A 13,870-nucleotide genomic window follows, 5' to 3' on the forward strand; every position below is an offset into this window, starting at 1 on the left:
TCCCAGGGTTTCCCTTTTCCATAGCTTACCTTCCGAGCTTTTGGCTCTCCGGTAAACCCGGTCTGGTTCAGATCAGTCTGGTCACAAACAAATCCCGCGACGCGATCTGCGAAACCGTCGTCCCGTCCATTGATCGCGCCTTGTCCAATCAACACGTGTCGCACAAGCGCTTGCCGATCACCCGTGATTACATCGACTGGATCGTCAACGAGACCGACACACTCACCCTCGCAATCGACGCAGTCGGGTCTACAAGCGTGGTCGTGGTTGCCAGCCGTGGCCGCGATGCCCAAGCCTCCGCCGGCCGGCTTGCCAACATCGCAGCCGATCTGTGCCGCGATTTCGACGCGCACACAGTTTTCTGCAATGGCGGGCAAGACCCGATTTCGGTTGCCGATTTCCTTGCCGCCGGTGAACCCGAGACTGCGGACGCAATGCCCGAGACATCAATCGCTGCGAATCGAATTGTTCCTCGCAAGGTCAAGGCCACCAGCCGCATCCGCGCGGCACAGCGCAAAAAGGCGGCCCAGATGGACAATTGGGTGGTGAGCGCCATGCGCGCACAGATGAACGGCGTCACGCTTGAAGAGATCGAGCAGATGGAGCTGGAAGAACGTCGCGCAAAGACGGCCCCGATGCGTCTTTCGGCCTGGGCGATTTCTTTTACCACTGCCATCATTGCGGCACCTTTGGCGATCCCGCTGATCGTTCACAACCTTGTGCGCGGCGAGGACGTACGCTCTGGCGCGATGGCGCTGGGTGTGGCCGGGCTTTATGCGGTACTGGCGCAATCGGGCATGGCCGCGGGCCTTACCGAAATGCTGTAAAGACAAAGACACAGTTCTGGTGAAGCGCGTCGATGGGGAGAACCGTCGGCGCGTTCCCACTTGCTGATCGTCGCTTATTTGTTAACGTCGATACAAATGTGATTTTTGGAGTGACCAATAATGCGCCGTACGCTGGATTCAATCGGAATTGGGTTGACCATGGGCACCATGTCGGAAGAAGAGACAGCCTATCGGGCCAGCCCGGAAGGACAGTTGGAATTGGCTGAGAAGACACGCAAAGCCTATAATTTGGATAAGCTCACCGAACAGGCAAAGGAACACTACGGCAAGTGATCTGCCCAATTCAGCATAAAGGAATGCGTCGGTCGGAACATTCGTAGCAGCGGGCTGCTCGGTTCTTGCGACTAACACCCCAAGAGATCGCAGGAATCAGTTTGCGCTAACACAAATCCCACCGAGATTTCTCGAATCCTGCTAGCGGCGAAAAACAACCTTAGCGCGCAAATCCGATAGCAAAAACCACCCTAATGTAGCTGCGAAAGTAGATGAATTGTGTCTAAAGATACGACTTTGCAATCGCAGTCTCTTTGGAGACTCGCGCCATATTTCAGTCGTATTTGACTCCGAGCGTTGGAAACATAAACAGTGTGTTTCCACCTAAGGAGGACATGGGGATGTCTAATTCGGACCTTATTGTATTAACTTTGGTCACAAAACTGACGCGTAAAGATGTCGTTCGGTCTTTGATTCCTTTTGTAAACCAGGCTTTGTCTCTCAGCGGGACTTGTTACCGGCGGCTTCCTGTAACGCGCGAGTACTTGGACTGGGAAGTGAACGACACCGGAACCCTGACAGTGGTCTTGGATGAGGCCGGCGACTCTTGCTTGGTGCTTATAGCGACCCGAAACATTGCCCCTGTCATTTGTCACAATGTGGCTGCTGCGCTTTGCACCGATTACGACGCGCATATGGTTTTGGCCGATGCTGCCAGTTCTGTCGACGCCGAGACGTTTAAGTCCTCCGGAGACCCGGACATCGTAGAGCTGCCGCAACGCAAGCGTATCGTGCCTCGCAGAGTGCGCGCACTTCACCCATCCAAAACCAAGCGCCCAAGCGCCGAAGCCCGGATCGATCAAGTGGCTATGCGTGCATTGCGCTACTACTTCCAAAAGCTTGACCTTTCTGATGGCGAGTTGCTCGAGGTTGAACAACGTCGTGCAAAGACCATACCAATGCGTCTTTTGGCCTGGGTGTTTTCGTTCATGGCAGTTGTGATCTCAGCTCCACTTGCGATCCCTGTGATCATTCACAACCTGGTACGGGGTGAAGATGTTCGTTTGAGCATCTCATCCTTAGCCATCGCCGGAATGTATGCGCTTCTTGCTCATAACGGCGCAGCCCCGGCTCTGGCGGAAATTCTCTGATCCAACTGAAATGGCGCGCGCCAGAAAGACTTGGCGGCGCGTTCTCTCTTGCCGATTGCACACCATTTGTTAACGTCTCCGCAAACGTGATTGTTGGAGTGACTATAAATGCGTCGTTTGATTGCCGCTGCCTGCTTGAGCCTAAGCGCAGCCCTACCCGCCTATTCAGCCGAGTGTATCACGAGCAAAGGCGCATTCAATCAATACAAACAAACGCTTGCCCGGCAAGCCGCAGCAGCCGGGGTCGGCCAGCGCGGTCTGACCGCCCTGCAAAATGCAAGTCTTTCGGGGATTACGTGGCGCTTTGAATCCAACCCCAGTAACCAGACAGGGACACTTCAAGGCGATCCGGCACGATTTTTGGCCAAACGATCAGGCAGCACCGCCGAAAGCTTTATCAACCAGACGCGCGCCAAGATTGCGCGCAATCCCAACACCTTTTCGTCAATCGAACGCAACTACGGTGTGCCTGCCGGCATTCTGGCAACCATCTGGGGCCTTGAGACCAGTTGGGGCGGTTATCTGGGTGGCACCTCTGTCGTCGATGGTGCTGTGACTCTGTCCTCCTATTGTCGCCGCCATCCACGGTTTGAACCGCACGCGATTGCAGCACTGGACATGGTGGATGATGGAATCTTGTCGCCCAGCACCAAAGGCGGTCCATCCGGCGAATTGGGCCACATGCAGTTCCTTGCGGGCAACTGGCTCAAGTACCGGGTCGATGGCAACGGCGACGGTCGGGCCGATCCCTATAATGCGGTCGATGCGTTGGCGACTGCCGCCAACATGCTGCGTCGCAACGGTTGGAAGGCAGGTCAGCCTTTTGGCGAAGGAACACACAATTTCAATGTATTGTCAGTCTGGAACGACAGCGGCAACTACCTGCGCGCCATCGTATATTCAGCCCAGCGCGCGGGAAGCTAACCCCCGTCTTCTGCGCCCGGAACGTCGTTTCGGGCCAGCATGAAGGTGTGGATCGTGAACAGAACTGCATCGCTATCGGGCAACCGCCACAATACCTGGCGTTCACTGCGCAGATACGGCGTTTTGCCAGCTTCTGTCATCTGACGCGGCTCGGTTTCGGACCGTGGCTGGTAAAGGCTCGGGTCTTCGTACCAAAGCGCGTTGAACCGCCAGATCGGAAGACCCGGCCGCACGCCGTCGAACAACCGCTGAACACGCCGGGCAATGTCGTCGGTATAGGTTTGCACCGGCACATGGATATGAGTCAGCGGATGCCCGATCTTTTCGCGCAACCGCCAGCTTGCCGGAAAGCAAAGCGCAGCGCCGGTCAGAACATGTTCTTCACCGCGCTTTTCCAACAGGCAGATGTCATCCTGCACGATCTGTCCAAGCGTGCCAAATGGATCATCCCGATCAATCGTAACCCGCCGCCCGTCTGGACACCGCACAGTGTCGCCTGACACCTCAAATTCCGGCGGCAGCTGACCCAAAACCGCATCCATCATCTTGTTCAATGCCTCGTGGCTCGGCGCATCGGTCGCAATCACGTCTGGCCTTTGCTCGGACATCAACCGCAAACGCTCTGCCATTTGGGCGGTGTAGGCCTCGTCTACAAGGAACCAAGGATCATTGCCTAACGGTGCAACCCCGGGCAAGGGGCGCGGCGTAAGGACATCATAGGGCAAGCTTGTTTGCAAGATCATAGCGTATGGTTAGCCGAGCGATCCCGCCGCGAAAACCCCAAGCAATTTGTTCCGACGTTTGGCATCAAGGATCGAATACAAACACCTCAGCAAGCACACCGCGATGGTCGGATCCTAACAATGGGCGGGCCGACGCCTGCCCTCCTCCCGGCGCATAGACATGGTCGATGGGCAATGGCGCGCCGCGTTTGGTCAGGGTTGAAAACAATGGTCCCGCGCGATGCGTCTTGGTTTCCGCTCTGAACGAACGCAACACATGCGACCACGGCACCATGTTGAAATCGCCACCAACGATGATCGGCTCTTCAATCCCGGTCAGCACCGGCATGATACGGGCAACGTGATCTGCCTGTCCGTAAGGCCAAGGCCATGTCAGGTGCAGGCTAAAAGCCCAGAATGTGCCTTGGGGAGCTGCGACTTGAATCCCGACGAGCGCCTCGCCTTCAACACAGATCTCACCCTCGACAGGCCAGCGGGACAAAACCGCGACCCGCGCCCATTCTACCAACGCACAACTGGCCTGATAGGGATAATCAGCACGTAGGTCGCGCACAAGTTGCGCATTGCGTGAGGTCAGTTCCTGAAGCGTGACAATGTCGGGGCTGGCCGCGCGTATATCAGCGGCAAGCGCGCTGACCTGATCGTTCTGAAACAGGAGGTTCTTTTGGTAAATCTTGATCGTACCTGCCGGGTGCGAGACATATTTCTGCGCTACAATATGGCCCATTGCGGTAAGGCACAAAAGCGCGACGCCCCACCTGACCCATGCAGGCCAAGGCGACCAGATCACCCATAGTGCAAGGGCCACAGCCAACGGCAGACGAAACACAGCAAGACTATCGCCCACAGGATGCATGCTGCCTGTAAAACTGCCGAAAAAGCCGGCGGCCAGCACGCATGCAACAATACTCACCATCCAAGGCATCGCTCTCACCATCCTGTGACGCTCCCGACACAATGCTTGCGCATGGGGCCAACTGCCCGCACCTTAACTGGCAACGAAACGCAAAACGGCTGCTCTGCCCCAGCCCCAAGGACACGCATCATGACCACCGAACGCATCACTTTTCCCGGCCATTCCGGCGACACGTTGTCGGCGCGGCTTGACCTGCCGGACGGGCCTCACTTGGGCACAGCCCTTTTTGCGCATTGTTTCACATGTTCCAAGGACATTCCGGCCGCCCGGCGGATCGCCGCACGTCTGGCATCCATGGGCATCGCAGTGTTGCGGTTTGATTTCACTGGGCTGGGCCATTCCAAGGGTGAATTTTCCAATACGACTTTTACGTCGAATGTCGACGATTTAGAGGCTGCTGCGGCCTATCTCACTGGCCGTGGTATGGCGCCTTCAATGTTGATCGGGCACTCGCTGGGCGGGGCAGCGGTCTTGCGGGCAGCTGGCGACATGAACGGCATCAAAGCAGTTGTCACCATTGGTGCGCCTTTCGATCCTGAACACGTAACCCACAATTTCTCTGATGCGCTGGAAGACATCCAACGCCAGGGCAAAGCGCAGGTTGATTTGGGCGGGCGTCCGTTCACCATTGGTAGAGCGTTTGTCGAGGACGTGAAGGCGCAGGCACTGGCCCCCGCAATCAAGGGCTTAAAAGCGGCGCTTTTGGTGATGCATGCTCCGCGCGACAGTGTTGTCGGAATTGAGAACGCAACCAATATATTTACCGCTGCAAGACATCCAAAAAGCTTTGTCACATTGGATGATGCTGATCACTTGGTCACAGAGGCCAAAGACGCCGAATATGCTGCCGAGGTCATCGCGGCATGGGTCGCGCGCTATCTCAAGCTCACCCCACCTGCCCCGCCAATCGGCGCGCCTGAAGGGATTGTACGTGTGTCCGAGGCCGATGCCGCCGGGTTCTTGCAAGACGTTCAGGCCGGACCGCATCACCTGCTGGCAGATGAACCCCTGGCCTATGGCGGCACCAATCGCGGTCCATCGCCCTATGGTCTACTGGCGGCTGGGCTGGGTGCCTGCACATCGATGACCTTGCGCATGTACGCCCGACGCAAAGGCTGGCCTCTGGCCCATGTTTCGGTGGATGTGAGCCATGACAAGGTTCATGCGCAAGATGCGATCACGCCAACAAACGCCAATATCGACCTCTTCCGCAGGCGCATCACAGTCACTGGCGATCTGAACAGTGAACAACGCCAGAAACTGCTCGAAATCGCGGACAAATGCCCGGTTCACAAAACTCTCGAAGCGTCGAGCCGGGTGGAGACCGAAATGGTTTAGCCCATAAAACACGTTGATGGATGTCACACCCTTTGCCTTCGAAGTGCGCATCGTTCTATTCATAATCGTCTTGAGAATTATGAATTTGTCTCAATACTCTGAATATGTCAGTCAGTGTCAAATCCCCGGACAACAGGCCTGTCATGAAAAACCCGCTACACGACCTTCTTTCCGCGCGCGATTGGCTTTTGGCCGATGGCGCAACCGGCACCAACCTGTTCAACATGGGATTGGAAAGTGGCGATCCGCCCGAGTTTTGGAACGAAACCAAACCCGACAACATCCGCGCACTCTATCGAGGTGCTGTTGAGGCAGGGAGCGACCTGTTCCTGACCAACACGTTTGGCGGAAATGCGTCGCGGCTTAAACTGCACAACGCAGGGCATCGCGCTCGAGAGCTGTCCCGCATTGGGGCCGAGCTTGCGCGTGAGATCGCCGATTCAGCGGGACGCCCGGTGATCGTGGCAGGCTCTGTCGGGCCGACTGGCGAAATAATGGAACCCGTGGGCACCCTATCACATGCCAGTGCGGTCGAGATGTTCCACGAACAGGCAGAAGGCCTCAAGGAAGGCGGCGCTGACGTGATGTGGGTCGAAACGATCAGTGCGCCCGAAGAATACCGCGCCGCAGCCGAGGCGTTTGCGCTGGCCGACATGCCATGGTGTGGCACGATGAGCTTCGACACCGCCGGGCGCACAATGATGGGCATGACCTCTGAGGGAATGGCCGAGATGATCGAAACCCTGCCGAACCCACCTCTTGCCTTCGGGGCCAATTGTGGCACAGGGGCGTCGGATCTTCTGCGGACGGTACTGGGCTTTACCGCGACCGGGACAAACCGCGCGATCATCGCCAAGGGCAACGCGGGCATTCCAAAGTATGTCGAAGGGCATATCCACTACGATGGGACGCCCGAGCTGATGGCGCGCTATGCTGTTCTTGCGCGCAATGCCGGAGCCAAGATCATCGGTGGCTGCTGTGGTACGATGCCGGAACACCTGTGTGCGATGCGCGAGGCGCTTGAAACCACACCCAAAGGTGACGCGCCGACACTGGACGAGATCGTGACCCAGATCGGCCCCTTCAGCTCTGACAATGATGGCACCGGCGACCAAAGCGGCGCCCCCAAGCGCGAGCGTCGTGGCCGTCGTCGCGCCTGATTGACTTGTTTCTTTGACCAAATTGACCACCGTTCGAGAAGAAAGGGGGTATGAGTGATGTCTTTGCGTGACCTCTGCCCCGGGTCAAAAGAGGCTCAGCTGGTCGCCAGCACGCGGTGGTGGTCGGAACGCAGCGCAGTCCAAAGGCGGCAGGTTGCCCTTCAACCCAAGCCGTTTGCGCGCTTTGGTAAACCGCTGCGCGATCAAAGAAGCATAGGCGCCCTCACCGCGCACCCGTTTGAAAAACTCTGCATCATAAATCTTGCCAGCATGCATCTCGCGCAGCTTGGACATCACGCGCGATTTCCGATCTGGAAAATGTTCGTCCATCCACGCCTCCCACAATGGGGCCACCTCAAGCGGCAGGCGCAGCATCGCCCATGTCGCTGCCTGCGCACCTGCATCGCGAGCCGCCTCCAGGATGGCTTCGATCTCGGCATCGGTCAGGCCAGGCACGATGGGCGACACCATAACCCGCACCGGAATGCCAGCATCAACCAATCGGCTGATCGTCGCCAGCCGGCGCGCGGGGCTTGGTACGCGCGGTTCCATCCGGCGATTGAGATCCGCGTTAAGCGTCGTGATTGTAATCCCGACACGCACAAGGTTTTGCGCGGCCATGCCCGAAAGGATGTCGATATCACGTTCGATCAGCGTGCCTTTGGTTGCGATCGTCACCGGATGGCGGAACGCCTGCAACACTGACAAACAGCCTCGCATAATCATCCTATCGCGCTCGATCGGTTGATAGGGATCGGTGTTGGTACCAATGGCAATCGGCGCAACCGAATAGCGTTTCGCGCGCAATTCGCGGTCCAGAACGGTGGCGGCATCCGGCCGCGCCACCAGCCGCGTTTCAAAGTCGAGCCCCGGCGACAGCCCCAACCACGCATGACTGGGTCGGGCAAAGCAATAAATGCACCCATGCTCGCACCCTCGGTAAGGGTTGATCGTGCGGTCAAACGACAAGTCCGGCGAGCGGATGTAGTTGATCAGGCTTCTGGGGTGTTCCTCGGACACCTCCGTGCGCAACGTCGGCGTTTCCTCTGGAATGTCCCAACCATCCGGTTCGTCGACATGGCGAAGCCGTTCAAACCGCCCGCTGTCACGGCTTTGCGCACCGCGCCCACGTCGCTGTTCTGGTGGGACGTATTGGTCCGATTGGGTCATCACACAGCAATAGAACGAAATAAGAACATTTGCAATGCACGTGCCCAAACGAACCCGCGCAGGATGGCCTGCGTCGGTTGCGTTCGCGCGCATGTCGGATTTCTGCAAGTTGAAGAGTCGTAAAACGACGAATAGTCGATAAAACAATCACCGGTGGCGACGCCGGCGTCTGGAGTGAAAGACATGGCTGACGAAGAAGACGATATCATCCTCGCGGACCTGAACGACGAAGAACTTGTCGAACAGATGTTCGACGATCTCTACGACGGTCTCAAGGAAGAGATCGAGGAATCGGTCAATATCCTGCTGGAACGCGGCTGGCAGCCGTATGACATCCTGACCAAAGCTCTCGTGGGCGGCATGACCATCGTCGGCAACGACTTCCGCGATGGTATCCTCTTTGTGCCTGAGGTGCTCTTGGCGGCCAACGCGATGAAGGGTGGCATGGCCATTCTTAAACCGCTCTTGGCCGAAACCGGCGCACCGCGCGTGGGCAAGATGGTGATTGGTACGGTCAAAGGCGACATTCACGACATCGGCAAAAACCTTGTGTCAATGATGATGGAAGGTGCCGGCTTTGAGGTGGTCGATCTGGGCATCAACAACGCAGTCGACGCCTATCTTGATGCAATCGCTGCGGAAGATCCCGATATTCTTGGCATGTCCGCCCTTCTGACCACGACAATGCCCTACATGAAGGTGGTGATCGATACGATGGTCGAGAAAGGCATCCGCGACGACTATATCGTGCTCGTCGGTGGTGCTCCGCTGAATGAAGAATTCGGCAAGGCCATCGGGGCTGACGCCTACTGCCGGGATGCCGCTGTGGCGGTTGAAACTGCGAAAACCTTTGTCGGTCGCAAGCACAATCAGCTTGCCGCCGGGTAATATGGCGCAAAATGACGCTTTTTCGGCCTCGCTCCACGGCGAGGCCTTTTCTTATGGATCAAACTGTCCCATATTTTCAGGACAAGGAGATCAACATGCCAGTGACGACATTCGCTTCGATGATCTTGGCCGTGATTGCGGCGTCCGGGCTGACCGTATGGGCCTTGGCCCAGTTTGGCATTCTCAAGGTGTTGCCAGCCCTGATCGCTGTGGTTCTGCTAGCACGGTGGGGTCTGTCCCATGTGCCCGGCGATGACGAGCCTGCCTGACGATATAACGCTTACAGATGCGGGATTGGCAGCGCGCGGCGATGGCCGTGTGCTAATCGTTGCTTGCGGCGCGCTCGCCCGCGAAATTTTGGCGTTGCGCGACGCTCATGGCTGGAACCATCTGGATCTCACCTGTTTACCCGCAATCTATCACAACCATCCTGAAAAGATCGTGCCTGCAGTGCAGGATTTGGTTCAAAAGCATCGATCCGAGTATCACGATGTCTTCGTCGCCTATGGAGACTGTGGAACAGGTGGACAGCTTGAAGCGGTCTGCGCAGAGTTGGGCGTCAATATGATAGCGGGGCCGCATTGCTATAGCTTTTTCGAAGGCAACGCCGCGTTCGAAGCACGGGATGAAATCACAGCGTTCTATCTAACTGATTTTCTGGTTCGCCAGTTCGATGCCTTTGTCTGGAAGCCTCTGGGCCTTGATCGGCACCCAGACCTCCGGGACATGTATTTTGGTCACTATGAAACGCTTGTCTATCAGGCGCAGACCGACGATCCCCAACTCACAAAGATCGCCAAAGACTGTGCGGATCGTTTGGGGCTGACGTTCGAGCGACGGTACACGGGCTACGGCGATCTGGCGCAGCATCTTAAAAGTTGGGCGGCGATCTAAGACTTGGTTTCCGTCGGCGGGCACTGACGGACGAATCGATGCGTTTGCGCCCTAATTCGACTGGCTCAACAAGATAGACGACACCGGGACCATAGACACGCTCGACGCGCGGTCCTGAAGACTCCACAGGACCAAGGCCGACAAGGTATCCGGTGTCAGGCGACCCAACATCACAACGCTTCCATCCTGACGCGCCCGGAAGGCCGCGCCGTCGAGGAAGCGCCGTTTTGTTCTGGCATCCTGACCGTCGCCATCAAAATCACGCAGGATACTGACCGTCGGCACGTCTTCCCGCTGCGCAATGGCCTGTGCGGTATTCAACCCGTTCGGAAGAAACACTAGGCCATGACCGCTGTCAGCCGCAAAGCTAGCGGCTTGTTCGATTACTGCGCGGGCCGCTTGCAACCCGGAACCCGGCGCTTCGATCAAGGCGACGGTTTCGGGAAGCATTGCAAGCGCCCCGCCCAAGATTTGCTCCACATCCGTAGGCTGCGCGGCGTCAGGCAGATCGACCAACGCGGCCACTTCGTATCCAAGTGTACGGTATGCGGCCATACGCTCGGTCGCACCTGGCTGGCCCGGGTCGAGGGCAAATGTTACCGGGAAAGGGAAACCCTCAAGCGTGTCCGGTCCCAATGGCCCAGTGCCATCATCAATCATCACGATAGACATCTGTGGCAACGCGGGATCGCTGTCGATCGAGGCGGCAAAGCGCTGCAGTGGCGGAACACTCTGGTCGAGCGTCATCGCGTCATCCGTTTCAGGCGACTCATCATTCGATGCACCCGCACCAATCGACGGAATGCGCGCCGAATTGCCGGGAGCGCGGTCGGTCAAAGACGCTGCGGGACGACCGATGGAGGGGCGCAACGCTGCGGTTGTGTCGGTCTCGGCTTCGGTGTCAGCCTCAGGCGCATCTGGAACAAGACGGCGCACCTGAGGACGGTCGGCTTCATCTGCGTCTTCTTCTGCAACGGTCGTATCCTCAGCCATGTTTTCAGCCGTCGTGCTTGCGTCACTGACCGGATCGGACGGTGTAGCCTCTGCTATCGGATCAGGAACCAGTGCCGTTTCGGCCGAAGGAGCGGGTGGAACAGGCGGTTGCGCTGGTTCTGTTGAAACGTTCAACCCCGTTTCGCTCTCCGGCACATCGAGCGTCGGGGCGGCAGGTGCTTCAGGTGTGACGTCATCCGGCGCGTAAACCTGTGGTTGGACCGTTTCAGGCGTCGCAGGCACAGTCAGAGCGGCAACTTCCTCACCCGTCTCGGGCGCCGGAATAGGTGCGGCAGCTGTGTTGTCAGGCGTGGTTTCTGCATCTTCATCTGGTGTCGCGAGTTCCGGCGCATCATTCTCTGGCGCAACCGCGGTCACATCCGCAGGCTTGCGACCGGGTTCATCGCCCGCTTCCATGGTCGGCTCTGGTGTTGCATCGGTGGGCTCTATCGTTACCTCGGCATCACCGGCGTCCATTTCAATCGGTGAGTCCGCCTCTGGCGCTGCTGGCACTGCGCTTTCTGCATTGTCGTCCATCATGATCTCGGAGGCCGTTTCCGCCTCAGCGATTTCAGGCTCAGAGGTATCCTGCGCCGGAGTGTTCTCTGGCTCAGTTGCCGCTGTCTCGACGTCTGGCATCGACACATCTGGCTCGACCGAAGTGTCGCCCTGTACAGGATCAGCCACACTCATATGTTCTGGAATCGATTGCCCAATCTGGTCGGAAGCCGGGTTCAGCACCGACACGGCACCCAAACTGCCAACGGACAGCACCGTGCCCCAGATGGCCCCAGACAAAAACCCTCTTGCCATGCTCTTTGCCCTCGCCTTGCCTTCTCACGCGCCTCCGGCATCTCGGTTGTGCCGGTTGACCCACCCGCGCCCTTGACGCGCCTTGGTCTGCCTGCGCATGTATACCGCGATTGCCCCCTGCCCCGCCAGCCCCGAGATAGAAGAAACGCCTATGCTGCTGCTCATCGACAATTACGACAGTTTCACCTACAACCTCGTGCACTATTTGGGAGAACTGGGCACCGATGTGAAGGTTGTGCGCAACGATGCGCTAACGGTGCAGGACGCGATTGGTATGAACCCGGCGGGCATCTTGCTTTCACCTGGGCCCTGCGACCCGGATCAGGCGGGGATATGCCTTGCGCTTACACTGGCCGCGGCTGAAACCAAAACCCCTCTGATGGGTGTGTGCCTTGGGCACCAAACCCTGGGACAAGCCTTTGGCGGCACCGTTGTGCGGCATTCCGAAATCGTACACGGCAAGATGGGCGCGATGCACCACTCCGGCAAAGGCGTGTTCGCTGGTCTGCCATCACCGTTTGAAGCGACGCGATATCATTCTCTGGTGGTAGACAAAGACACCATACCAGACTGCCTTGAGGTGACCGCATGGCTGGATGATGGCACCGTGATGGGTCTTAGCCACCGCGAATTGCCAATGCATGGCGTGCAGTTCCATCCCGAAAGCATCGCGTCGGAACATGGCCACGCTCTTCTGCAGAACTTTGTGAGCGATAAGAAGGTACCCGCATGAGCGACGCGATGAAGCCCCTGATCTATGCCGCCTCGGAAGGCCCGCTGAGCCGTTCGCAGGCCGAACAAGCCTTTGAGATTCTCTTTGACGGCGAAGCGACCCCAGCCCAAATCGGCGGCTTCCTGATGGCGCTGCGCGCCCGTGGCGAAGCGGTGTCGGAATACGCCGCGGCCGCAGCTGTGATGCGGGCAAAATGCACACCAGTTAAGGCCCCGGACGGCGCAATAGACATCGTCGGCACAGGTGGTGACGGCATGGGAACGCTCAACATCTCAACCGCGACTGCATTTGTCGTGGCCGGCGCAGGTGTGCCTGTCGCCAAACATGGCAACCGCAACCTGTCGTCTAAATCTGGTGCAGCAGATGCGCTGACCGAGATGGGCATCAACGTAATGGTCGGCCCAGAGATCGTGGAACGCGCACTGATTGAGGCCGGGATCGGATTTATGATGGCGCCGATGCATCATCCCGCGATGAAGCACGTGATGCCTGTACGACAAGAGCTGGGCTCAAAGACAATCTTCAACATCCTCGGCCCGCTGACCAACCCGGCGGGTGTCACACGTCAACTGACCGGCGCTTTCGCCATTGATCTGATTTTTCCCATGGCAGAAACGCTTAAGGAATTGGGGTCCGAGAAGGCGTGGCTGGTGCATGGCGGCGACGGCACCGATGAGATTTCGATTTCAGAGCCAACTCAGGTTGCGGTTCTGGACGGTGGAAAAATCAGAGGCCGCGAAGTGCATCCCGAGGATGCGGGCCTGCCAGTCCACCCCTTCCGCGAGATCATGGGAGGCACTCCCGCCGAGAATGCGCAGGCCTTCCGCGCCCTTCTAGACGGTGCCAAAAATGCCTATCGTGATGCGGTCTTGCTGAATGCCGCTGCTGCCCTTGTGGTGGCGGACAAGGTTGATGATCTTGCAACCGGCGCTGAAATGGCTGCCGATAGCATTGACAGTGGTGCCGCAAAGGCGCGGGTCGAGGCGCTTGCGCGGGTAACCCAGTCGGCGTGACATTAGACGTTTGGGCGGTTGCCGATGCGTCGACGCATCGGCGTTTTTCCGTCACCGGAAAAACCTGGGGCGC

Annotated in this window: 14 protein-coding genes and 1 pseudogene; 11 read left to right on the plus strand and 4 right to left on the minus strand. The window is 58.0% G+C overall.

Going from position 1 to position 13,870, the window contains the following annotated elements:
* From ACTG4M_RS05785 to ACTG4M_RS05800, 4 genes and pseudogenes are all read left to right on the plus strand, one after another.
* Nucleotides 1-827, plus strand: a pseudogene (locus ACTG4M_RS05785) (hypothetical protein); the annotation flags it as partial.
* A gap of 120 nt (nt 828-947) precedes the next feature.
* Nucleotides 948-1,121, plus strand: coding sequence for a hypothetical protein (locus tag ACTG4M_RS05790; RefSeq protein WP_439122693.1), 174 nt, complete (start codon nt 948-950; stop codon nt 1,119-1,121).
* A gap of 485 nt (nt 1,122-1,606) precedes the next feature.
* Nucleotides 1,607-2,212, plus strand: coding sequence for a hypothetical protein (locus ACTG4M_RS05795; RefSeq protein WP_439122694.1), 606 nt, complete (start codon nt 1,607-1,609; stop codon nt 2,210-2,212).
* 108 nt (nt 2,213-2,320) lie between these two features.
* Nucleotides 2,321-3,136, plus strand: a complete 816-nt coding sequence (locus ACTG4M_RS05800) for a lytic murein transglycosylase (RefSeq protein WP_439122695.1) — start codon at nt 2,321-2,323, stop codon at nt 3,134-3,136.
* Here ACTG4M_RS05800 and ACTG4M_RS05805 read toward each other — a convergent pair.
* Both ACTG4M_RS05805 and ACTG4M_RS05810 read right to left on the minus strand, forming a co-directional pair.
* The gene (locus ACTG4M_RS05805; protein WP_439122696.1) at nt 3,133-3,879 is read right to left on the minus strand and encodes a heme-dependent oxidative N-demethylase family protein; all 747 of its coding nucleotides are present in this window, start codon (nt 3,877-3,879) and stop codon (nt 3,133-3,135) included. The two genes, ACTG4M_RS05800 and ACTG4M_RS05805, sit on opposite strands and share 4 nt — an antisense overlap.
* Before the next feature lie 64 nt (nt 3,880-3,943).
* Nucleotides 3,944-4,795, minus strand: coding sequence for an endonuclease/exonuclease/phosphatase family protein (locus ACTG4M_RS05810; protein WP_439122697.1), 852 nt, complete (start codon nt 4,793-4,795; stop codon nt 3,944-3,946).
* 129 nt (nt 4,796-4,924) lie between these two features.
* Between ACTG4M_RS05810 and ACTG4M_RS05815 the strand changes: the two genes are divergently transcribed.
* Nucleotides 4,925-6,133, plus strand: a complete 1,209-nt coding sequence (locus ACTG4M_RS05815) for a bifunctional alpha/beta hydrolase/OsmC family protein (protein WP_439122698.1) — start codon at nt 4,925-4,927, stop codon at nt 6,131-6,133.
* Nucleotides 6,134-6,276: 143 nt separating this feature from the next.
* Nucleotides 6,277-7,293: a betaine--homocysteine S-methyltransferase gene (bmt, locus tag ACTG4M_RS05820; protein WP_439122752.1), complete on the plus strand. Its 1,017-nt coding sequence runs from the start codon at nt 6,277-6,279 to the stop codon at nt 7,291-7,293.
* Between the two features lie 84 nt (nt 7,294-7,377).
* Here the strand turns inward: bmt and ACTG4M_RS05825 are convergent, their stop codons facing one another.
* Nucleotides 7,378-8,463, minus strand: coding sequence for a PA0069 family radical SAM protein (locus ACTG4M_RS05825; RefSeq protein WP_439122699.1), 1,086 nt, complete (start codon nt 8,461-8,463; stop codon nt 7,378-7,380).
* Nucleotides 8,464-8,646: 183 nt separating this feature from the next.
* On the opposite strand from ACTG4M_RS05825, the gene ACTG4M_RS05830 reads away from it, so the two are divergent.
* From ACTG4M_RS05830 to ACTG4M_RS05840, 3 genes are all read left to right on the plus strand, one after another.
* A complete protein-coding gene (locus ACTG4M_RS05830; protein ID WP_439122700.1) occupies nt 8,647-9,351 on the plus strand; it encodes a corrinoid protein in 705 nt (234 codons plus the stop codon).
* A 95-nt stretch (nt 9,352-9,446) separates the two neighbouring features.
* On the plus strand, nt 9,447-9,620 hold the full coding sequence (locus tag ACTG4M_RS05835) for a hypothetical protein (RefSeq protein ID WP_439122701.1): 174 nt from the start codon (nt 9,447-9,449) through the stop codon (nt 9,618-9,620).
* Entirely contained in the window at nt 9,604-10,245 is a 642-nt protein-coding gene (locus tag ACTG4M_RS05840; protein ID WP_439122702.1) for a DUF1638 domain-containing protein, read from the plus strand. Before ACTG4M_RS05835 ends, ACTG4M_RS05840 begins: the two co-directional genes overlap by 17 nt.
* A 51-nt stretch (nt 10,246-10,296) precedes the next feature.
* On the opposite strand, the gene ACTG4M_RS05845 is transcribed toward ACTG4M_RS05840, so the two are convergent.
* On the minus strand, nt 10,297-12,051 hold the full coding sequence (locus ACTG4M_RS05845) for a divergent polysaccharide deacetylase family protein (protein WP_439122703.1): 1,755 nt from the start codon (nt 12,049-12,051) through the stop codon (nt 10,297-10,299).
* A gap of 151 nt (nt 12,052-12,202) precedes the next feature.
* Between ACTG4M_RS05845 and ACTG4M_RS05850 the strand changes: the two genes are divergently transcribed.
* Both ACTG4M_RS05850 and trpD read left to right on the plus strand, forming a co-directional pair.
* Nucleotides 12,203-12,784 carry an anthranilate synthase component II gene (locus ACTG4M_RS05850; protein ID WP_439122753.1) on the plus strand — a complete coding sequence of 194 codons (582 nt, stop codon included), beginning with the start codon at nt 12,203-12,205 and terminating at the stop codon, nt 12,782-12,784.
* The gene (trpD, locus tag ACTG4M_RS05855) at nt 12,781-13,797 is read left to right on the plus strand and encodes an anthranilate phosphoribosyltransferase (RefSeq protein WP_439122704.1); all 1,017 of its coding nucleotides are present in this window, start codon (nt 12,781-12,783) and stop codon (nt 13,795-13,797) included. Before ACTG4M_RS05850 ends, trpD begins: the two co-directional genes overlap by 4 nt.
* The last annotated feature ends 73 nt before the right edge of the window (nt 13,798-13,870 follow it).

Origin of the sequence: Marivita sp. (assembly GCF_965656765.1) — a bacterium.
GTDB lineage: Bacteria > Pseudomonadota > Alphaproteobacteria > Rhodobacterales > Rhodobacteraceae > Marivita.